The sequence below is a fragment of the Nitratireductor rhodophyticola genome (assembly GCF_019891355.1).
Classification (GTDB): Bacteria; Pseudomonadota; Alphaproteobacteria; order Rhizobiales; family Rhizobiaceae; genus Nitratireductor; species Nitratireductor rhodophyticola.
Genome location: NZ_JAHSSF010000004.1, coordinates 395,996 through 418,067, shown reverse-complemented (window position 1 = coordinate 418,067; position 22,072 = coordinate 395,996). Strand labels below are relative to the sequence as shown.

General features: G+C 60.4%; 18 protein-coding genes. 15 read left to right on the top strand and 3 right to left on the bottom strand.

Annotation, left to right across the window (positions count from 1 at the left end):
* Positions 1-77: 77 nt before the first annotated feature.
* From KUG85_RS17445 to KUG85_RS17380, 14 genes are all read left to right on the top strand, one after another.
* Positions 78-3,557 carry an indolepyruvate ferredoxin oxidoreductase family protein gene (locus tag KUG85_RS17445; RefSeq protein ID WP_223006224.1) on the top strand — a complete coding sequence of 1,160 codons (3,480 nt, stop codon included), beginning with the start codon at positions 78-80 and terminating at the stop codon, positions 3,555-3,557.
* 49 nt (positions 3,558-3,606) lie between these two features.
* Complete coding sequence (locus KUG85_RS17440) at positions 3,607-5,955, top strand: putative bifunctional diguanylate cyclase/phosphodiesterase (RefSeq protein ID WP_223006223.1); 2,349 nt, start codon at positions 3,607-3,609, stop codon at positions 5,953-5,955.
* 164 nt (positions 5,956-6,119) lie between these two features.
* Positions 6,120-6,905, top strand: coding sequence for an N-acyl amino acid synthase FeeM domain-containing protein (locus KUG85_RS17435; protein WP_223006222.1), 786 nt, complete (start codon positions 6,120-6,122; stop codon positions 6,903-6,905).
* Positions 6,906-6,966: 61 nt separating this feature from the next.
* Positions 6,967-7,641: a Crp/Fnr family transcriptional regulator gene (locus KUG85_RS17430; RefSeq protein WP_223006221.1), complete on the top strand. Its 675-nt coding sequence runs from the start codon at positions 6,967-6,969 to the stop codon at positions 7,639-7,641.
* Positions 7,642-7,993: 352 nt separating this feature from the next.
* A complete protein-coding gene (locus KUG85_RS17425; protein ID WP_223006220.1) occupies positions 7,994-9,970 on the top strand; it encodes an AMP-binding protein in 1,977 nt (658 codons plus the stop codon).
* Entirely contained in the window at positions 9,967-10,791 is an 825-nt protein-coding gene (locus tag KUG85_RS17420; RefSeq protein WP_065815813.1) for an ABC transporter ATP-binding protein, read from the top strand. The genes KUG85_RS17425 and KUG85_RS17420 overlap by 4 nt, the downstream gene beginning before the upstream one ends.
* 19 nt (positions 10,792-10,810) lie before the next feature.
* On the top strand, positions 10,811-11,770 hold the full coding sequence (locus KUG85_RS17415) for a branched-chain amino acid ABC transporter permease (RefSeq protein WP_065815812.1): 960 nt from the start codon (positions 10,811-10,813) through the stop codon (positions 11,768-11,770).
* A 3-nt stretch (positions 11,771-11,773) separates the two neighbouring features.
* Entirely contained in the window at positions 11,774-12,850 is a 1,077-nt protein-coding gene (locus KUG85_RS17410; RefSeq protein WP_223006219.1) for a branched-chain amino acid ABC transporter permease, read from the top strand.
* A gap of 72 nt (positions 12,851-12,922) precedes the next feature.
* Positions 12,923-14,242: an ABC transporter substrate-binding protein gene (locus KUG85_RS17405; RefSeq protein ID WP_223006218.1), complete on the top strand. Its 1,320-nt coding sequence runs from the start codon at positions 12,923-12,925 to the stop codon at positions 14,240-14,242.
* Positions 14,243-14,313: 71 nt separating this feature from the next.
* Positions 14,314-15,153: an ABC transporter ATP-binding protein gene (locus KUG85_RS17400; protein WP_065815809.1), complete on the top strand. Its 840-nt coding sequence runs from the start codon at positions 14,314-14,316 to the stop codon at positions 15,151-15,153.
* 213 nt (positions 15,154-15,366) lie between these two features.
* A complete protein-coding gene (locus tag KUG85_RS17395) occupies positions 15,367-15,594 on the top strand; it encodes an aa3-type cytochrome c oxidase subunit IV (RefSeq protein ID WP_007008834.1) in 228 nt (75 codons plus the stop codon).
* Between the two features lie 81 nt (positions 15,595-15,675).
* Positions 15,676-16,998, top strand: a complete 1,323-nt coding sequence (locus KUG85_RS17390; protein ID WP_223006217.1) for a Re/Si-specific NAD(P)(+) transhydrogenase subunit alpha — start codon at positions 15,676-15,678, stop codon at positions 16,996-16,998.
* Positions 16,998-17,423 (top strand): proton-translocating transhydrogenase family protein, encoded by a 426-nt coding sequence (locus tag KUG85_RS17385; RefSeq protein ID WP_007008832.1) that lies wholly within the window; start codon positions 16,998-17,000, stop codon positions 17,421-17,423. The genes KUG85_RS17390 and KUG85_RS17385 overlap by 1 nt, the downstream gene beginning before the upstream one ends.
* Before the next feature lies 1 nt (position 17,424).
* A complete protein-coding gene (locus KUG85_RS17380; RefSeq protein WP_065815808.1) occupies positions 17,425-18,822 on the top strand; it encodes an NAD(P)(+) transhydrogenase (Re/Si-specific) subunit beta in 1,398 nt (465 codons plus the stop codon).
* A 79-nt stretch (positions 18,823-18,901) separates the two neighbouring features.
* Here the strand turns inward: KUG85_RS17380 and KUG85_RS17375 are convergent, their stop codons facing one another.
* The 3 genes from KUG85_RS17375 to rpsU form a co-directional block, all read right to left on the bottom strand.
* Entirely contained in the window at positions 18,902-19,387 is a 486-nt protein-coding gene (locus tag KUG85_RS17375) for a DUF992 domain-containing protein (RefSeq protein ID WP_223006216.1), read from the bottom strand.
* 141 nt (positions 19,388-19,528) lie between these two features.
* The gene (locus tag KUG85_RS17370; protein ID WP_223006215.1) at positions 19,529-20,392 is read right to left on the bottom strand and encodes a tetratricopeptide repeat protein; all 864 of its coding nucleotides are present in this window, start codon (positions 20,390-20,392) and stop codon (positions 19,529-19,531) included.
* Positions 20,393-20,519: 127 nt separating this feature from the next.
* Positions 20,520-20,747 carry a 30S ribosomal protein S21 gene (gene rpsU, locus KUG85_RS17365; protein WP_007008828.1) on the bottom strand — a complete coding sequence of 76 codons (228 nt, stop codon included), beginning with the start codon at positions 20,745-20,747 and terminating at the stop codon, positions 20,520-20,522.
* Between the two features lie 251 nt (positions 20,748-20,998).
* Here rpsU and KUG85_RS17360 point away from each other — a divergent pair, with 251 nt between their 5' ends.
* Positions 20,999-22,063, top strand: a complete 1,065-nt coding sequence (locus KUG85_RS17360; RefSeq protein WP_223006214.1) for a hypothetical protein — start codon at positions 20,999-21,001, stop codon at positions 22,061-22,063.
* Positions 22,064-22,072 lie beyond the last annotated feature (9 nt).

Below are 22,072 nucleotides of genomic sequence, written 5' to 3'. Positions count from 1 at the left end.
GACGGGATGCCGGGCGAATAGAAAACTACCCTTGCGGAAACGTTTCCAACCGTGATCCGCTGAGGAGGAATGCATATATGACGCTTCACGACGTCACGCTGAATGACAAATTCGATTTAACGAAGGAACGCATCTTCGTGTCCGGCGCGCAGGCGATTGTCCGGATGCTCCTGATGCAGCGTGAGCGTGATCGACGTGCGGGGCTGAACACTGCCGGTTTCGTTTCCGGCTATCGCGGGTCGCCCATTGGCGGGCTCGATCAGCAGCTCTGGAAGGCGAAAAAGCAGCTCGAAGCGTCCAATGTGATCTTCCAGCCCGGCCTGAACGAGGAACTGGCGGCAACCGCCTGCTGGGGCTCGCAGCAGACCGAGCTTCTCGGCGAAGGCAAATATGACGGGGTGTTCAGTGTCTGGTACGGCAAAGGCCCGGGCGTAGACCGCTCCGGCGACGTTTTTCGCCACGCCAACCATGCGGGCTCTTCGAAACATGGCGGCGTGCTCGCGCTCATGGGCGATGACCACACAGCCGAATCCTCAACTGTCGCCAATGCCAGCGAGTTCGCTTTCGTTGACGCGATGATTCCGATCCTGAACCCGGCCGGCGTTCAGGAACTTATAGACTACGGTCTTTACGGCTATGCGCTGTCGCGTTTTGCCGGCACCTGGACGGCCATCAAATGCGTCAAGGACAACATTGAATCGACAGCCGCCGTGGATGTGTCGCTTGAGCGGCTGAACATCGTCACGCCCGAATTCGAGATGCCGCCCGGCGGTCTGAACATCCGCAACGAGATCAACATGCTCGGGCAGGAGGCGCGGCTCTACGATTTCAAGCGCGCCGCCGCCGCCGCGTTCGTCCAGGCAAACAATCTCAACCGCATCATCTATTCCGGCGGTTCCAAGGCGAAGATCGGCATTGTCACGCTTGGCAAGAGCTATCTCGACACGCGGCAGGCGCTGGACGATCTGGGAATCGACGAAGCGCGGGCGAACCAGCTTGGCATTCGCCTCTTCAAGGTGGCCTGTCCCTGGCCTTTCGACGTGGAGCACATGCGCGAATTCGCGCGCGGCCTCGACATGGTGATCGTGGTCGAGGAAAAGCGTTCGCTGATCGAAGTGCAATTGCGCGAGAACCTTTACGGCACGGCCAATCAGCCGGAAATCATCGGCAAGGTGGATGAGAAGGGAGGTCGTCTTTTCGCGCCCACGGCGGCGCTCGATCCCAATGAGATTGCCATCGCCATCGGCGAGCGGATCCTGCGGATCATCGGCCCATCGGAAGAGATCGCGGCCCATGTGTCGCGGCTGCGCCAGTTCCAGGCAATGCTTGCGGATACGCAGGACGTGTCAGGTCGCACGCCCTATTTCTGCTCGGGCTGCCCGCACAATACCTCGACCAATGTTCCCGAGGGATCGATCGCAGGCGGCGGCATTGGCTGCCATTTCATGGCCACCTGGATGGACCGGTCCAATGTCGGCTTCACGGCCATGGGCGGCGAGGGCGCGCAGTTCATCGGCCAGGCACCGTTTTCCAGGCGGGAGCACTTCTTCCAGAATCTCGGCGATGGCACCTACAATCATTCCGGTTCCATGGCGATCCGCTTTGCGCGCGCTTCGGGCGCAAACATCACCTACAAAATTCTCTACAATGACGCGGTCGCCATGACGGGTGGTCAGCCGCACGAGGGCGGGCTCACCGTTGACATGATCGCCGATCAGGTGCGTGCGGAAGGCGTGCAGCGCATCGCAGTCGTGAGCGACGAGCCGGAAAAATATGCCGGCGCTGTCAACTTCCCGCAGGGCACCACGATCAACCACCGCGACGATCTCGATCAGGTGCAGCGCGAGCTCCGCGAGGTGAAGGGCGTTTCAGTCCTGCTCTATGATCAGACCTGTGCGGCCGAGAAACGCCGCCGGCGCAAACGCGGGACCTTCCCCGATCCGGACAAGCGCGTCTTCATCAACGAACTCGTGTGCGAAGGCTGTGGAGACTGCGGGGTCAAGTCGAACTGCGTTTCGGTCCAGCCGCAGGAGACCGAATTCGGCCGCAAGCGCCGCATCGACCAGTCCAGCTGTAATAAGGATTTTTCCTGCGTGAACGGGTTTTGCCCGTCCTTTGTGACGGTGCACGGTGCAAAGCTGAAGAAGGCAAAAGGTGCGACAGGCGCCAACGATCCGCTGGAAGGCGTTCCCGAGCCGAAGCTTTATGATCTCGCGCGCGGCTGGTCGGCGGTGGTGGATGGGATAGGCGGCACTGGTGTTGTCACCATTGGCGCGATCGTTGGCATGGCCGCGCATCTGGAAGGCAAGGGCGCAGGCATCATCGACATGGCGGGGCTGGCGCAGAAGGGCGGAGCGGTTTTCACCCATCTGCGAGTCGCCGGGACGCCGGAAGACATTCACGCGATCCGCGTGTCCGCCGGCGAGGCGGATCTCGTTCTCGGCTGCGACCTGGTGGTTTCCGGCGCGAAGAAGGTTCTCGCAGCCGCCCGTGAAGGGCATACCCTGTTCATGGCCAACACCGCGGAAGTGATGCCGGGAGATTTCGCCCGCTCAGCCGATTTCTCGCTTCCCACAGAGCGCCTGAAAAAGGCGATCCGCGCGGCCGTCGGCGAAGACAGGGCGCATTTCTTCGACGCGACACGAACCGCGAGCGTCCTCTTCGGCAATTCCGTTGGTGCAAACATGCTCATGCTTGGCATGGCCTATCAGCTCGGCGGGCTGCCGATTTCGGCTGAAGCCATCGAGAAGGCGATTGAACTCAATGGCCAGGCTGTGTCCATGAACGTTTCAGCGTTCCGCTGGGGACGCCGCGCGGCGCATGATCCTGAATATGTGAGCCGGCTGGTCGCAAAATCCTCAAATGGCGATGTCCGGCAGCCCGTATCGCAGACGCTCGATGAGGTCATCGACCGGCGTGCGACGTTCCTGGCTGGCTACCAGAACCAGGCTTATGCGGAGCGCTACCGCAGCCGCATCGCCCGTTTGCGTGCCAAAGAAGAAAAAGCTGTGCCGGGTTCCACCGCGGTGACGGAAGCCGCAGCGCGCAATCTCTTCAAACTCATGGCCATAAAAGACGAATACGAAGTGGCACGTCTCTACACGGACGGTTCCTTCAAGCGCCAGCTCAACGCTGAATTCGAGAGCTATGATCGCCTCGAGTTTCATCTTGCGCCGCCGGTTCTCGGTCGCCGTGATGCCGCCGGGCATCCGAGAAAGTCGAGCTTTGGTCCCTGGATGATGTCGGCCTTCCGCCTGCTTGCGCGCATGCGGGGCCTGCGGGGCACGGCTTTCGATCTTTTCGGCCGCACCGAAGAACGCCGGATGGAACGGCGCCTGCTCTCCGAATATGAAGGAGATCTCGATCGCATCGAGGCGCTGCTTTCTCCCGAACGGGCGGATGCCGCGGCGGCGCTGGCATCGGTGCCGGCGCTCATTCGCGGCTATGGCCACATTAAGGAAGCCAACGCTGCGAAAGCGGTGCAGGAGCGGGCGAGGCTTGTCCGGCGTCTGGAAGACGGAGACAGGGCGGGTCCTGTCCTGAAAGCGGCAGAATAGCCGGCTTTCTTTAGGGCAGAGGCGAGAAAACTTCACTAAACCTTTCTTAATGCTGTTGTGGCATATCTTGCCCGTCAATCGGGCTCATGCGGTGAAAAACAGCAAAAACAGCATTCCGGAAGACGTCTACGTTGGGTACATCCGTTCGTTGTTTCAGGACGTCGGCGTGCTCCCCGTTGGCGCGGCCTGCTACGGCCTGATTGCTCTTCTCCTCTACTATAAGACAGGCCAGGAGGCCTATCTTGTCTTCGGGCCGGCCATGTTCATTGCCGGCGTCTGGCGTTACTTCAAGATTACGCGTGTCGATCACGCGCTGATCTCCGACTATCCGTCCGCACTCGCCTGGGAGGCCCGATATCTCTGGTGGGGCAGCATCCACGGATTTGTTGTCGGGGCGTTCGGCTTCTTTGCCACGATGTGGTCGAACGACAATTTCAGCGAACTCGCCGCTGTTTCGGCCATTCTAAGCGGCACGATCACCATTGCCGGGCGCAATTACGGATCACACAAAATGGTGTCGATCCTGACGCTGACCATCGTGTTCCCGATGGCGCTCGGTCTGATGCTGAAGGGCGATTTCTATCATTTCGTGCTTGGGCTTTTCATCGCGCCGTTCATGCTGGTCGTGACCAAGATGGCCGATCTCGTACGCACGGTCCTGTTCACTGCCATCAGTGAGGAAAAGCGCTCCACACGGCTGGCGCAGCGTTTCGACCGCGCGCTGAACACCATGCACCACGGTCTGCTCATGCTGAACAATGAGGAGCGCGTGGTGGTGAGCAACACCCAGGCGGCGGAGATGCTTGGGTTCAAGTCCTCTGAGCAGATGCTGGGCCGGACGCTGAAATCGCTCTTGATGCGCGGTGTGGCGAGCGGCCTGCTTTCGGAGCGCGATTATGCGTATGCCGAGGAGCAGCTTTCGCGCGCTTTGCGCGAAGGCCGCAACCGCAAGGTCCTGTTGCGCATGACCAATGGGCGGCATTTTGAGTTCGCTGCCCGTGAAGGGCATGATGAGGTAGGGGTTCTGACCTTCGAGGAGGTCACGAGCCGCGTGGAGGCGGAGGAAAAAATCCGTTTCATGGCGCGTTATGACAGCCTCACCAGCCTGCCCAACCGCGCCTATTTTCACGAGAAGGTCACCGAAGCGATGGCGGCGGGCGATCAGGACAGACTCTGCGGCCTTGGCGTACTCGACCTCGATGATTTCAAGACCGTGAACGACACTCTGGGGCATCCGGTCGGCGATGGTTTGATCTATGCCGTGGCAGAGCGTCTCTCCGCGTTCGAGAGTCCGAATGTTCGCATCAGCCGGTTCGGCGGCGATGAGTTCATGATCTACTTCAACCGGGTGGCCGACGAGGGCGAATTTTCCCGACAGTTTGAGGAAATCTTTGCCTCGCTTGCCGGGGAAGTCGACGTGGCCGGCCACGCCATGCGCATTCAGGCCAGTGGCGGGGCGGTGGTTGTGCCGGTGCGGTCAGGCGATGTGGACTCGATGATCGTCAAGGCGGATCTGGCGCTTTATAGAGCCAAGGAACTCGGCAAGAACGCCTGGAGCCTGTTTGAAACGGAGATGGATGTCGCCTTCCGCAATCGACAGGTGATGAAGGCTGACCTGCGCAATGCCATCGAAGCGCGCAATCTGCGTGTCGTCTACCAGCCGATCGTCGATGCCGCCACCATGCGTGTTTCGAGCTGTGAGGCGCTGTGCCGCTGGGACCACCCGGAACTCGGGCTTGTATCGCCGGCGATCTTCATCCCCCTTGCGGAAGAAATGGGCCTGATCTCCGAGATCAGCACGATCGTTCTTGAAGCGGCCTGCCATGAGTGCGCGAAATGGCCGGAGCATGTCGGCGTGTCCGTGAACCTTTCGGCCAAGGATTTTCGTTCCGATGAAGTGATCGGCAAAGTGGAACGAGCGCTTGACGGGGCAGGCCTGAAGCCCGACCGTCTGGAGATCGAGGTCACGGAAACCGCACTCCTTAACGATACGGAGGCGACGGTCCGCTACATCAACACGCTGAAGAAGCTCGGTGTGCGCATTGCGCTGGACGATTTCGGGACCGGCTATTCCTCGCTGAGCTACCTGCACAGCCTCCCGCTCGACAAAATCAAGATCGACGGAAGTTTCGTCGCCAATCTGAAGGAGGGAGAGCGGTCGCTTCACCTCCTGCAGGGGGTGGTCGATCTTTCGCGCAAGCTGGGCCTTGCGGTCACCGTTGAAGGCGTCGAGCGGTTCGATCAGCTGAAGCTGCTTGAAAGCGCGGTCAAACCCGATCTCCTGCAGGGTTTTCTCTTCGGCCCGGCCCTGACGGCATCCGGCATCGAGACCATGGCTGAAATGAAGCAGCCCTACGCGCCCGGGCAGATTGCCGCCAAGACGCGCGCATCCATCTGACTTTTCGCACATCCGGTATATGCAAGGTGAATGTGCGAAAACCTTCTGTTAAGGTTAATAAAACCTAAACAAGTTTCATACGACTATCAGCTTTACATCGCTCGTCAGGCGACTACGCTTGCTTGATACGAGAGGTGGTAAAAGTCGACGTGGGGCATGCGGCAATGGTCACGAGTACCGGCCTGGTCGGCCTGAAACCGGGGGCAGAGCGCTTTGCTCGCGAACCGGCCAAGAAGTCCTCGAGCTTCATAGATGGCGTGATGGCACTTCTGGAGCGCACCGAATACCGACGGTGCGAATCTGGCGAAGACCGGGAAGAGATATTTCATCTGCGGTACCGTTCCTACCGGGCGCACGGTTTTGTGCCCGAGGCGGAGCAACAGATCGTCAAGGACGATCTCGACGATCTTCCCAACTGCTACAACTTCGCCGTCTATATAGACAAACGCCTCGTCAGCACGGTGCGCCTGCATCAGATCGACCGGGAAAACCCGCTTGGGCCGGTGACGAAAGGGTTCGGCGACGTCATGTCCCCGCTGATCGAGCAGGGCGACAGCTGTATCAATCCAAGCATGCTCGCTGCCGATCCCGATCTCGCGCGCGAATACCGGGCCCTTCCCTATGTCTCGCTGCGCCTGGTTATCGCGGCCTATGAATATTTCCGCTCGACCTATTGCGCCTGTCTCATCCGCCAGGAGCACACGGCATTTTATCGCCGGATCTTTGGTGCCCGGCAGATGAGCCCCGAGCGTGCCTATCCGCCGATAAGCATACCGTTAATGTTGTTTGGCGGGGTCTGTGCCAGGGAGTTCGGCCCCATCGTCGAGCGGTTCCCGTTCTTCCTTTCGACGCGATCGGAGCAGAGAATGCTGTTTGAGCGCACGGCGTCTGGTATATCGGCGCCGCTCACCATTCTGCCGACGGCCAAATATCTGCAGCACGCTGCCTGACCCGGATGCTTTGACGGGATCGCTGCTTGTCGCTGACAGGCTGTCGGGCTATCGAATAGGCATGACTACAAAACGCGACATTGCCGGGGAGACCATCTGGGCTGCCGAGCTTACGGACGACGAACTGGAACGGGCGCGCCGCGGGCTGACGGAGCGGTTATTTTCCAAAGGCAGTTATATCTGTCACCGGGGTGACCGGCTCGATCACTGGACCGGCGTTGTTGAGGGGCTCATCAAGATCAGCGCCATTTCCGCCGCCGGCAAGGCGATGACCTTTGCGGGGGTGACGGACGGCGGCTGGTTCGGTGAGGGGTCGGTGCTCAAGAACGAACCGCGCCAGTACGATGTCGTCGCGATCCGCGATACGCGGCTTGCCATGCTTTCACGCTCAAGCTTCCTGTGGCTCTACGAGAACAGCACCGGTTTCAACCGTTTCCTCGTGCGCCAGCTCAATGAGCGCATGGGTCAGTTCATTGCGACGATAGAGTATGACCGCATTCTGGGACCCACGGCCCGGGTCGCGCGCAATCTCTCATGGTTTTTCAATCGTACGCTCTATCCGCGTGCTGGAACAACGATAGAGATCAGTCAGGAGGAACTTGGTCTTCTGGCCGGTGTTTCGCGGCAGGTGGTCAACCGCGCCCTGCGTGCGCTTGAGGATGAAGGGCTCCTGAAGGCGGAGCATGGCCGCATAACGGTGGTCGATGCAGGCGCATTGAGCCACTACGAATCCTGACCGCGTTCGGGCCTGCCACCATTCTTGATGTTCGCTTAGAGCATCGGACCGAAAAAGTGGAATCCGGTTTTCGGATTATTTCGATGCTCCGACTAAAGACTAGATTCTCCTTCGTGCGTCCGGATGGACGCACGCGATCTAGACTTTAGTCGGAGCAGGCGCCTGATGCTTTAAGAATACTCGCATCCGCGCACATAATTCCGCTAGCATAAAGGCAAACTGATCGCCTGTCTGTCAAGGGGCGTGTTGATCGGGTGCGGGTTTCGTGGAACCCTCAATTCAATCAATAGCTCCGGTTCGGGGAGGAACCGGAACAACAGCGGGTCTACCGCTGACAGTGGGAGGAAGCGACTTGGCGCATTCTGACGCGTCGAAGGATACGTTTGCCAAATATCTGCTCTGGAACGCCGAGCGGTTCGGCGACAGGCCGTCCATGCGTTTCAAGGACTATGGCATCTGGCAGAGCTGGACCTGGGCGGAGCAGCTTGAGGAAGTGCGGGCGTTCGCGCTCGGCCTCCAGTCGATCGGCCTGAAACGCGGCGACAAGATCGCCGTGATCGGCTCCAACCGGCCAAGGCTCTATTGGACATTCGCCGCCGCCCAGTCTCTGGGGGCGGTTCCCGTGCCGGTCTATGCGGATTCCGTTGCCGAAGAGATGGCCTATGTGCTCAACCATGCCGAGGTCACCTTCGCCATGGTCGAGGATCAGGAGCAGGTCGACAAGGTGCTCTCCATCTCGGAAGAGGTGCCGCTCCTGACCGAAATCGTCTATGACGAGGAGCGCGGTCTCAGGGATTACGACCACACCCATCTCCATGCCTATGACAGCGTGCGTGAAACGGGCATGCGCCGCTTCACCGAGGAACCGGAGGCGAATGCGAACTGGCTGGCCGAGATCGAAAAGGGGCGCGGCTCCGATCTTTCGGTCATGCTCTACACATCCGGCACCACGGGCCGCCCGAAGGGCGTGATGCTGTCGAACGACAATTTCGTGCGCTCCGCCATCAACGGGAACGCCTTCGACAATCTGACCGAGAGCGAGACGATCATCGCCTATCTGCCGCTGGCCTGGGTGGGCGATCACCTGTTCTCCTACGCTCAGTCCTACACGGCGGGTTTTTGCGTCGCGTGTCCCGAAAGCCCCGAAACGGTGAACGAGGACCGCCGCGAGATCGCGCCGACCTATTTCTTCGCGCCGCCGCGCGTCTTTGAGGCCATGCTGACCTCGATCATGGTGCGGATGGAAGATGCCGGAAAGCTCAAGAAGGGCATGTTCGATTATTTCCTCGCCCACGCCGCAAAGGTGGGCGAGCGCATTCTGAATGGCGAAGAGGTCGGGCTCGTGGACCGGCTGAAATACCGGCTCGGAGAGTTCATGGTCTATGGCCCGCTGAAAAACCGCATGGGCTTTTCGAACATGCGTGTCGGCTATACGGCCGGCGAGGCCATCGGGCCGGAGCTTTTCTCCTTCTACCGCTCGCTTGGTCTGAACCTGAAACAGCTCTACGGCCAGACGGAAGCCACCGTCTACATCACCGCGCAGGAAGACGGAAAAATCCGTCCCGACACGGTGGGGCTGCCATCGCCCGAGGTGGAAATCCGCATCGCCGAGAGCGGCGAGGTGATGTATCGCTCGCCGGGCGTTTTCGTCGGCTACTACAAGAACGACGAGGCCACCCGCGAGACCAAGACCGAGGATGGCTGGGTGCACACGGGTGACGCCGGCTTCTTCGACACGGACGGCCAGCTCAAGATCATCGACCGGGCCAAGGATGTCGGCAAGCTTTCCGATGGCGCGCTGTTTGCGCCGAAATACATCGAGAACACGCTGAAGTTCTTCCCCGATATTCAGGAAGCGGTGGCGTTCGGCCATGGGCGAGAATTCTGCGCGGCCTTCATCAACATCGATTTGCAGGCGGTCGGCAACTGGGCCGAGCGCAACAACATCGCCTACGCGTCCTATCAGGAACTGGCCGGGCATCCGCGCGTCTACGAGACCATCGCAGCGCATGTGAACGAAGCCAATCGCAGGCTCGCCCGCGAGCCGCTGATGGCGGCTTCCCAGATCAGGCGCTTTCTCGTCCTGCACAAGGAGCTGGATGCCGATGACGGCGAATTGACGCGCACCCAGAAGGTGCGCCGCAAGTTCATCGCCGAACGTTACGGCGAGCTGATCGAGGCGCTCTACGATGGCTCTACGGAGAAGTTCGTGGAAACCCAGGTCACCTATGAGGATGGCCGCAAGGGCATCATCCGCGCCACGGTTCAGATCGTCGATGCCGAGATCCATGCGGTTCCGGCCGAAAATGTCCGGGAGGCTGCCGAATGAACCCGCGTCCCGATCCCAACCAGCTCACTGCGCCGGACGATGGCATCGCCAGGGGCGGCGTGCTTCTCGACGTGAAGAACGTCTCGCTTTCCTTTGGAGGCGTGAAGGCGATCACCGACATTTCGCTTGATGTGCTGAAGGGCGAAATCCGCGCCATCATCGGCCCCAACGGTGCCGGCAAGACATCGATGCTCAATGTCATCAACGGGTTCTACACGCCGCAGGAAGGCACGATCATCTTTCGTGGGCGCGAGCGCCGCTCCATGAAGCCACACGAAGCGGTGGGGCAGGGCATCGCCCGCACCTTCCAGAACGTCGCTCTCTTCAAGGGCATGTCGACGCTCGACAACATAATGGCTGGCCGATCGGTCATGATGAAGCGCAATATCGGCTGGCAGATGCTCTGGCATGGGCCGGCGCTGCGCGAGGAGATCGAACATCGCGAGAAGGTCGAGGAGATCATCGACTTTCTGGAGATCCAGCACATTCGTCGCACACCGGTGGGCAAGCTGCCCTATGGCCTGCAAAAGCGTGTCGAGCTTGGCCGCGCGCTTGCCATGGAGCCGACGCTTCTTCTCCTCGACGAGCCCATGGCGGGCATGAACCTTGAGGAAAAGGAAGACATGAGCCGCTTCATCATCGACGTGAACCAGCAGCGCGGCACCACGATTGCGCTGATCGAGCACGATATGGGCGTGGTCATGGACCTGTCCGACCGCGTGGTGGTGCTCGATTACGGCAAGAAGATTGCCGATGGCCCGCCCGATGAGGTGAAGAACAATCAGGATGTGATCGACGCCTATCTGGGCGTCCCGCACTAGGGGCAGGACGGAGGAACGCATGGAATTCTTGAACGATGTTCTGGTGCAGCCCTTCGCCGATATGGCGGCCGCCCCCGATTTCCTGCTTCAGGTGCTCTGGGAAGGGCTCGTCGGCGGGGTGCTCTACGCGCTGATCGCGCTCGGCTTCGTGCTGATCTACAAATCCTCGCGCATCTTCAATTTTGCGCAGGGCATTATGGTGGTGTTCGCCGCGCTTACGCTGGTGGGTCTCTATGAAAAGGGCGTGCCGGCCCTGCTTGCGCTGCCGCTCACGCTGGCCGTAATGCTGGTGCTTGCCATGACCATCGAGCGCGTGGTGCTGCGGCCGCTGGTCAACCAGCCCGACATCATCCTGTTCATGGCGACCATCGGCATCACGCTGTTCCTGATCGGCTTCGGCGAACTGATCTTCGGCGGCGAAAACAAGGTGATGATCACAGAGCAGCTGTTCATCCCGACAGGCAGCATCGTGTTCGAGCCGTTTGGCGGCTTCGTCTCCATCGAGGAAAAGGATTTGACGGCGGTCATCGGCGCCATGGTGCTGGTGGCGGCTCTTCTGGTCTTCCTCAACAAGTCCAAGATCGGCCGTGCCATCCGGGCGCTTGGCGATGACCATCAGGCCGCTCTCTCGGTCGGCATTTCGCTTTCCACCATCTGGGTGATCGTCTGGTTTATCGCCGGTGTCATCGCGCTTGCCACGGGCATTGTCTGGGGCGCGCGGGCCGGTGTGTCCTTCGCGCTGGAGGTCATCGCCTTCAAGGCGCTGCCGGTGCTCATGCTCGGCGGTCTGGAAAGCGTCATGGGCGCGATCATCGGCGGGCTCGCCATCGGCATTCTGGAAAAGCTCTTCGAGATCTATTGGGGCCAGCCGCTGCTCGGCGGCAACACCGAAGCCTGGTTCGCCTATATGCTGGCGCTGCTCGTGCTTCTCTTCCGCCCGCAGGGGCTGTTTGGCGAAAAAATCATCGAGCGGGTATAATTCATGTTCTACCGCACAGCAGGCCAGTTCAAGACCAGTTACCAAGCCGATCACGCGCTGTTTCCGGTGCGACAGGACGCGTTTCTGCTTGGCGTCATCCTCGTCTTCGCCTTTGTCATCTTTCCGCTCACGGCGAGCGAATTCACCTTCCGAGCGCTGTTGATCCCGGTATTGATCTATTCGCTGGCAGCCCTCGGCCTCAACATTCTCACGGGTTATGCGGGACAATTGTCGCTCGGCACCGGGGCCTTCATGGGGGTGGGGGCCTATGCCTGCTACAAGCTCGTTTCCATCTTCCCGGAGATGAACATCGTGGTGGCGATTGCGATGTCGGGCTTCTTCTCGGCGGCCATCGGCGTGCTGTTCGGCCTGCCATCGCTGCGCATCAAGGGATTCTATCTCGCCATTGCAACGCTGGCCGCGCAGTTCTTTCTCGTCTGGCTGTTCCAGAAATGGGCATGGCTCTACAATTACAACGCGTCCGGCGCGATCCAGGTGCCCAATATCGACATGTTCGGCATCACCGTTGCCGGTCCGCGCGCCACGGCCATCACGCAATATTACTTCGTTCTTTGCGTTGTCTGCGTGATCACCTTCTTCGCCATCAACATCACGCGCGGGCGCATCGGCCGCATGTGGAAGGCGGTGCGCGATATGGATATCGCCGCAGAGCTTGTCGGCATCAATCTGATGCGCACCAAGCTCATGGCATTCTTCGTGTCGTCCTATGTGGTGGGCATTGCCGGCGCGCTGTTCGTTTTTCTATGGCGCGGTGCGGCGGAGGCGAACCTGTTCGACATTCCATTGTCGTTCCGAGTCCTGTTCATCGCGATCATTGGCGGGCTCGGCTCGATCCTTGGAAACTTCCTCGGCGCCATCCTCATCGTCGCGCTGCCGGTCATCATCAGCAGCGTGCCGGAGGCTTTCGGCATCCCGCTCGATTCCGCCATGGTCGAGCATCTGAATATCATGATCATCGGTGCGCTCATCATCGCCTTCCTGATCATCGAGCCGCACGGGCTCGCGCGATTCTGGGCGATGATCCGCGAAAAATTCATTCTATGGCCCTTCCCGCACTAGGCGGGCAAGGTGCGTGAGACGGGGATTGTTCGCCCCTTCCTTTCGGAGAACGGAACAAGTGGAGGAGAGAGTATGAAGAGAATGCTCAGAAATGCGATCCTGTCGTCGGCGCTCGTTGCCGCCGCAGGCTTTGCCGCACCTGCCGCTGCGCAGGACGAAAGCATCTATATTCCGAACCTGGCCTACCGAACGGGCCCGTTCGCTGCCACCGGCACGCCGTTGATGAACGGCCAGCGCGACTACATCACGCTGCTCAACGAGCGCGATGGCGGGTTGAACGGCGTCAAACTCGAATATGACGAGTGCGAAACCGGCTACAACACCGAGAAGGGCGTGGAGTGCTACGAAAAGACCAAGGCGCGCGCCGTGGTCACGCAGCCCTGGTCGACCGGCATCACGCTTCAGGTCCTGCCGAAGTCGAATGTCGACAAGATTCCGATCCTCGCCCCCGGTTACGGCTTCTCGCCCATGGCCGATGGCAAGGTGTTCCAGTGGGCCTACAATCCGCCATCTTCCTACTGGGATGGCGCGTCGATGATCCTGAAGAACATTTCGGATGGCAATCTCGACAGTCTGAAAGACAAGAAGATCGCCTTCCTGCACCTCGATCATCCCTTCGGCAAAGAGCCCATTCCGCTGCTTGAAGTGCTGGCCGAGAAACACGGCTTCGAACTTGTTCCGATCCCGGTCGGGCTGACCGAGATGCAGAACCAGTCGGCGCAGTGGCTGCAGATCCGTCGTGAACGCCCGGACTTCGTCATCATGTGGGGCTGGGGGGCGATGAACGCCGGCGCCATCACCGAAGCTGCGAAAACCAAATATCCGATGGATCAGTTCATCGGCGTGTGGTGGTCGGGCCATGACGGCGACCTGAAGCTGGTCGGCGAGCAGGGCAAGGGCTACCGCTCAATCTCCTGGAGCGTGCCGAATTCCGAAGCCCCGCTCATGGCCGACATCAAGAAGTACGTGGTCGATGCCGGCAAGTCGCAGATCAACCAGGCCGAAGGCGAGTTCGATTCCGTGTTCTATCAGCGCGGTCTCATGATCTCGGTTATTCTGGTGGAAGGCATCAAGGCGGCGCAGGAAGAGTTCGATGTGCGGGCGCCAAGCCCGGAGCAGCTTCGCTGGGGGCTGGAGAACATCAATCTGGATGAAGCCCGCCTGAAAGAGCTTGGTGCGGAAGGCATGCTCGTGCCGTTCAGCACCTCCTGCTCGAACCACACGGGCCATGGCGGCGGCTGGATGCTGCAGTGGGACGGCGCGAAATTCGTCAAGGCTTCGGACCTCTTGACACCGGACCGGGCGGAAATCGAGCCGCTCGAAGCTGAAAAAGCCAAGGAATATGCCGAGGCCAATGCGCCATGGCCTGTCAATGAAGAGTGCAGCATGTAGGCACGCTCTGGTGCCGCTCCCTGTCGCGCGCGGCGGGGAGCGGCGTTTTCTTGAAACCGGGATAGCGAAGCATGACGACGACAGCACCTGCAGCCTCGGCTGAGACCGCGGAACAGATCCTCGAAGTGAACAATATCGAGGTGATCTACGATCACGTCATACTGGTGCTGAAAGGGGTTTCCCTTTCCGTCCCGCGCGGTGGCATCACCGCCTTGCTTGGAGCAAATGGAGCGGGCAAGACCACAACGCTCAAGGCCATCTCCAACCTGCTGCATGCCGAGCGTGGCGAGGTGACCAAGGGGTCGATCCTGTTCGGCGGCGACGAAGTGCAGAACCTCTCGCCCAACGATCTGGTGCGGCGGGGCTGTATTCAGGTCATGGAGGGGCGGCACTGCTTCGGCCATCTCTCGGTGGAGGACAATCTGCTGACGGGTGCCTTCACCCGGCGTGACGGACAGGCAGCGATCCGCGAGGACCTGGATCTGGTCTACACCTATTTCCCGCGCCTGAAGGAGCGACGCAACTCGCAGGCGGGCTATACATCAGGCGGCGAACAGCAGATGACGGCGATTGGCCGGGCCCTGATGTCGCGCCCGAAGATGATCCTGCTTGACGAACCCTCCATGGGGCTCGCGCCGCAACTGGTCGAGGAGATTTTCGAGATCGTCAGAAAGCTCAACGAGGAGCAGGGCGTTTCCTTCCTGCTGGCCGAGCAGAACACCAATGTGGCCCTGCGCTACGCGAAATACGGTTACATTCTGGAATCGGGCCGTGTCGTTCTGGATGGCGAGGCGAAGGCGCTGCGCGAGAACGAAGACGTGAAGGAATTCTACCTTGGCGTCGGCGGCGAGGGACGGCGCTCCTTCCGCAATGTAAAACACTACAAGCGGCGCAAGCGCTGGCTCTCGTGATTCATGCGTTTCTTGTTCGCAATGCCGGAACGGTAGAACGCCATTCAACGCCCAGAGAGCTGAATTTTCCACATTCCGTACCGTTTTTGTGAAATCGGTTCTCTCAAGGCGCCTCAAACCGCATCGGATTGTTCATGCGGCAATCCTCCCATTGCCCTTCAGTCATCTTTTCGCTATCTCCCAAGACCAATTCTATTCCCATGGGGTTTTGAGATGGCAGAGAATTTGCCGGCCGGACCGGCCGAAACGGGCGCAGAAATGGACTACGCCGAGCACGAAAAGACCTACGATCTTTTCCTGGCCGTCATCAAATATTCGAGCCTGGTGGTCGTCGCCATTCTGGTGGCGATGGCGTTTGGTTTCTTCACCTCCGCTGGTTTCTTCTCCAGCACCGTTCTCTTCATTCTGATCTCGGTGGTCGGCGCCTGGTTGCTGCGCTAAAGCGCGCTGCTTGCCGTGACATGCGGGGTCGTTGCCACGGCCCCGTGATTGGGGGGACGGTCCAACCGAAAGGATATGACGGTGGGACAAAGCATATTTGTGCCTAAAGAAATTGACGTAACGGAAGGTCGCGTTGCGGTCTCTCCGGAAACGGTCAAGCGATTTGTGGGCCTGGGTTTCGATGTTGTCGTCGAAAAAAACGCAGGCGAGCAGTCGCGTATTGTCGATGCTGAATTTGAGAAGGCCGGCGCGAAGATCGGCAAGGCTTCGGATGCCGGCAAGGCCGATGTCGTCCTGAAGCTGCGGCGCCCGACGCCGGCCGAAGTCAAAACCTACAAAAAGGGCGCGCTGGTTCTCGCCAGCATGGACCCCTACGGCAATGAGGGCGATGTCGCGGCCATGGCCGCTGCAGGCGTCACCGCCTTTGCCATGGAGTTCATGCCGCGCATCACGCGCGCCCAGTCCATGGACGTTCTGTCCTCGCAGGCCAACCTTGCCGGTTACCGTGCGGTGATCGACGCAGCCGCCGAGTATGATCGTGCGCTGCCGATGATGATGACCGCCGCCGGCACCGTGCCAGCTGCCAAGGTGTTCGTCATGGGCGCTGGCGTTGCCGGCCTTCAGGCCATCGCCACCGCGCGCCGTCTGGGTGCTGTCGTCACCGCCACCGACGTGCGTGCGGCTGCCGGCGAGCAGGTCCAGTCGCTCGGCGCGAAGTTCATCATGACAGAGGCCCTGAAGGATGCCTCGGGCGAGGGCGGCTATGCCCGCGAGCTGACCGACGAAGAAAAGAAGGCCCAGGCCGAACTCGTCGCCGATCACATCGCCAAGCAGGACATCGTCGTCACCACGGCGCTCATTCCGGGCCGGCCCGCGCCGCGTCTTGTCAGCGCTGACATGGTGAAGTCGATGAAGCCGGGCTCCATCATCGTCGATCTGGCGGTCGAGCGTGGCGGCAATGTGGAAGGCGCGAAGGCGGGCGAGGTCGTGACCACCGCCAATGGCGTCAAGATCGTCGGCCATCTCAATGTGCCCGGTCGTGTCGCCGCATCCGCTTCGCTGCTCTATGCGAAAAACCTCTACACCTTCCTGGAGACCATGGTCGACAAGGAGAAGAAGGTGCTCGCCGTAGACATGGAAGACGAGCTGGTGAAGGCCACCATGCTTACCCATGACGGCAAAGTGGTGCATCCCAATGTCGTCGACACCGCAAAGCCCGCTGCCAAGGCCGCCGCGCCGAAAAAGGCGCCAGCCCGCAAGGCACCCGCGCGCAAGCCCGCAGCCAAGGCTTCAGGGGGCGCGGCGACCAAGAAAACGGCGGCTCGGAAAACGGCAGAAAAACCGGCTGGCGCATCCAGCGCTGCTGATAAGCCTGCCGCAACCAAATCGGGGGGAGAATCCTGATGGAACCAACCGCACTCGAAAAGGCGCTCGACCAGCTCGACAGCGCCGCGGCGAGCGTTCGTGCCGCCATTGAAGGCATGCAGGCGGCCGAAGTCGCCGATGCCGCCGGCGCGCTTGCGCATGGTGCATCCGGCGGGGCGATCGACCCGTTCGTCTTCCGCTTCGCCATCTTCGTGCTGGCGATTTTCGTCGGTTACTACGTGGTCTGGTCGGTGACGCCGGCGCTGCACACGCCGCTCATGTCGGTCACCAACGCGATCTCCTCGGTGATCGTGGTCGGTGCGCTGCTGGCCGTGGGCATCTCCGCTTCCGGCCTTGCCACCGGCTTCGGTTTCATCGCGCTCATCCTGGCGTCGGTGAACATCTTCGGTGGCTTCCTCGTGACCAGCCGCATGCTGGCCATGTACAAGAAGAAGGACAAGTGACGTGAGCGCCAATCTTGCATCCTTCCTCTACCTCGTTTCCGGCATTCTCTTCATCCTCGCGCTGAGGGGCCTGTCGCATCCCACCACCAGCCGTCAGGGCAATGTTTACGGCATGGTCGGCATGGCCATCGCCATCGGCACCACGCTGCTCTACGCAACGCCTTCCTTCGGCGGGTTCGTGCTCATCGTCGTCGGTCTCGCCATCGGCGGCGGTATCGGCGCGGTGATTGCCAAGCGCATCGCCATGACCGCCATGCCGCAGCTCGTGGCCGCGTTCCACTCGCTTGTCGGCCTTGCCGCCGTCATGGTGGCCGCTGCCGCCCTCTATGCGCCGGAGAGCTTCGGCATCGGCACGCTGGGTGCGATCCACGCGCAGGCGCTGGTCGAGATGTCGCTGGGCGTCGCCATTGGTGCCATCACCTTCACCGGCTCGGTCATCGCCTTTCTGAAGCTCGATGGCCGCATGTCCGGCAAGCCGATCCTGCTGCCCATGCGCCATGTGGTGAATGCGGGTCTGGCGATCGCGCTGGTCGTCCTGATCGTGCTGCTCGTCACCACGCAGAGCACGACCATCTTCTGGCTGATCGTCGCCGCCTCGCTGGTGCTCGGTGTGCTCATCATCATCCCGATCGGTGGCGCGGACATGCCGGTCGTCGTGTCGATGCTCAACTCCTATTCGGGCTGGGCCGCAGCCGGCATCGGCTTCACGCTCGGCAATCTCGCGCTCATCATCACCGGCGCGCTGGTTGGCTCTTCCGGTGCGATCCTGTCCTACATCATGTGTAAGGGCATGAACCGGTCTTTCATCTCGGTCATTCTCGGCGGCTTCGGCGGCGAGACGGCCGCTGCCGCAGACGACGATATGGATCGTACCGTCAAGCAGGGCTCCGCCGATGACGCCGCCTATCTGATGGCGAATGCGCAGAAGGTCATCATCGTGCCCGGTTACGGCATGGCCGTCGCCCAGGCCCAACATGCGCTGCGCGAGCTCGCCGACAAGCTGAAGGAAGCCGGTGTCGAGGTGAAATACGCCATTCACCCGGTCGCAGGCCGCATGCCCGGTCACATGAACGTGCTGCTCGCAGAGGCGCAGGTGCCCTATGACGAGGTGTTCGAGCTCGAAGACATCAACTCCGAGTTCGCCCAGGCAGACGTTGCCTATGTCATCGGCGCCAACGACGTGACCAACCCGGCCGCGCGCGACGACAAGTCCTCGCCGATCTACGGTATGCCGATCCTCGACGTGGACAAGGCGCGCACCTGTCTCTTCGTCAAGCGCTCGCTCGGCTCCGGCTATGCCGGCATCGACAACACGCTGTTCTACAAGGATGGCACGATGATGCTTCTGGGCGACGCCAAGAAAATGACGGAAGACATCGTCAAGGCGATGGATCACTGACCTCGAAGAAGACAACACCGAAAAATAAAGCCCGGCGCGCAGCCGGGCTTTTTTGCTGTCGGGTGGGGCAGGGGAACGATCACTCGGCAGCGGCAGTCGAGCGCAACTGAAACTCGCTCACACCCAGCGCGACATTGATGCCGGTCTTGCCTTCAACACTGATGGGCTGAAGCATCAGGCTTTCGCTGTCCTGGGTGACGAGAATGTTCGCGCCTGCGCCAAGGCCCGCTGCCACTTCTGCGCTCACGCCCGCATAGTCGCCCTCAAGCGCGCCCGGCGCGTAGGCATCGGCCGTGGGAGCCAGAACCAGCCACTGCATCTGCGTGGCATCCTTGACGCCGACATCGAGGCCGAACTTGTTCACGACACCCACATAGGTTTCAGGCGGACGGCTGTCATCGGCCGGCTCGAATGTGCATGCCAGTTCCTGGGAGGAGGCGATCACCACGCCGGCACCGCCTTCGATGACACAGTCGAGGACACCGACTTCCACACGCTCTTGGGAAAGGGCAGGCGCGGCGGCTGCGGCCGTCAGGACGGAAGCGAGAATGATTGCTTTTTTCATCACTGGAACTCCTTTTGTGGTCCGGGCTCAAAACACGCCACTGCAAAGAAGGTTCCAGATTAATTTGCGTGATTTTTCGTGAAGACAACCAAAAGCCCCGAAGCAAAACTCCGGGGCTAAGGCATTGACTATATTTGGAAATCAGATGCGTGTCCGGGCCAGGCCGTCGCGTGCCGGCATGTATTCCGGGTCGAGCTGTAGCGCTCGGGCATAGGATTTGGCGGCCTTCGCCTTGTCGCCGCGCTTCTCGTATACGAGCGCCTGGTTCGCCCAGCTTTCTGCCAGATCGTCGTCAAGCCGAATGGCTGTGTTGAAGTCGGAGAATGCGTTCTCGTCATCCCCCTGCGCCAGATAGGAGAGGCCCCGGCCGTTGTAGCCATAGGGCGCGTCGGGTGAGAGCGAGATCGCCTTCGCGAAATCCTCGATCGCGAACTGGTGCTGGCCACTTGCCTGATAAAGAAGACCGCGACGGTAATAGGCGCGCGGATCCGTGGTATCGAGCTGGATGGCGCGTTCCAGATCGGCAAGTGCATCCGTGGAGCGTCCCGACAGGCGATAGATCTCTGCACGCCCGATATAGGCCGTGTCGTAGTTTGGATCGAGCGAGATCGCCTGATTGTAGTCCGCAAGCGCCTGCTGGTTGTTGCCCGTGTAGCGATGGATCAGTGCACGGTTGGCATAGGTGTTGGGCGAGCGCGGGTTGAGCGAGATCGCCTTGTCGAAATCCTTCAGAGCATCCTGATAGCGCCCCGCACGACCGTAAGCTGCACCGCGCATATTGTAGGCTTCCGGCTCATTGGGGGTGCGCTGGATGACCGCGCTCAACGAATTGATGTTTTCCGCAGAGCCCTGAGCGGTGTCGATGCGGCTCAGATCCGTTGCCGGGTTTGTGGAGGTCTGGCAGGCTGTCAGCGGCACAAGTGCAGCGAGGGCGAGACCGGCAAGCGCATTGCGCGAAAAGCGGGGGGAGGGCGTATCGAAAAAAGTCATGCCATTTAATGCCATAACCCGAGTACCAAACCAAGCCATTGCCGTACCCATGCAAAGAGTCATCGGATATGCGAAAACGCGGCACGACCAAAAGATCGTACCGCGTTCGTTATAGACAGAAATCGTCGAAAGATGGGCGCTATCAGCGTGCGCCCGGACGACCGCCGACGAGACCTTCGCGCTGAGCGCGCTTACGCGCCAGCTTGCGTGCGCGGCGCACGGCTTCAGCCTTTTCGCGCGCGCGCTTTTCTGACGGCTTCTCATAGTGCCCACGCATCTTCATCTCGCGGAAGATGCCTTCGCGCTGCATTTTCTTCTTCAGCGCGCGAAGCGCCTGATCAACATTGTTGTCGCGGACGAGTACCTGCACGTGGGTTTCCTGTCAGAACGTTGGTCTTCTAATTTTCAAATGTGAATTCTGGTTTTCCTCCGCCCATGGGCGGAGGCTTCCGCAGCCATATTTTGCCGCGAATAGCGCTGGCTCATAGCAGAAGCCTCGATTTCTGTCGAGCTATTTCTTGTGAATTTTTCCTTCGCCCGCTTCCTTCGGGAGTTCACGTTAACGTAGAGAAAAGAAAAGAACACTACACAGGCGTGTTTTTTATATTGGAGTATACCGACATGTCGGAAGGGGATGGGCGGGCCGGTACTGGTCTGGAGGCAAGTCTGTTGAGATTTGGTTTCGGCATGGGCGCTTTCATATTGGTCGTTGGTTCGGCCGTCTATGGCGAACTCGTCCATGGATATGGCCTGTTGCGCAAGGGCGACCCTGACTTCACGCTCTTTGGCCGCGCCCGGATCGGCTTCTCCTTTCTGGCAGCGCTCCTCCTCTTTTTTGCCTTGAAGCCGGCCATGGGTGCTTTGGCCCTGGCAAGAGGGGACCGCGCGCAGGCGTTCTGGGCCATTGGTGCTGCCGGCGCATTTCTTCTGGCGGTTGCAGCGGCCGTTCATTTTGTTCCCACGGCGTTGAACGATTTTGTCCGCGAGATGCAGCCGCTGGGTATGGCCACCGAGGTTCTTCTCATTGCAGCGGTCGTCAGTTTCCTTATCGCCGCCTGGCGCGCGCGCGGCATGCGCGGCGCGCGTCTGCTCGGCGTCTTTCCGCCGTGGCTGGTGCTGGCTGGCATGGCCGGCGTGGTGTTTCTCATTCTGATGGAGGAGATGTCCTGGGGGCAGCATTGGCTTGGCTGGGCCACGCCCGAGCTCTTCAGCAAGAACATCCAGAACGAAACCAACATCCACAATTTCTACACCTACCAGTTCGAGGCCATCTACTACACGAGCGCGATTTTCTGCTTTGTGGTCCTGCCCTGGTGCTGGCCGCGTGGTGCGGGCGGTCTCTTCGCTCAGGTGGAGCCTTATCTGCCGCCGCGAATCTTTGCGCTTTTCGGGCTGCCCGTGGCGTCGCTGATGTTCGAATCCTGGAACATCGTGCCCTATCAGGTCTGGTTCTTCCTCGGGCTTTTGATCTGTCTCGACATCGTTCGCCAGCTCAAATCCTCCGAGCTGCGCCTCGCCGCCATCGCCCTTGCCGCCGTCTATGTGATCTCCAAGCTGGTGTTCATCATTCGCGGCGTCGACATGGTGGATGGCTACGAGCTGTCCGAGGTGCGCGAGCTCTATATTTCGCTTCTTTTCCTTGCCCATGGCTGGATGCTGGCGAAGCGTTTTCGCCAGCATCGATAGCGCGCCCTG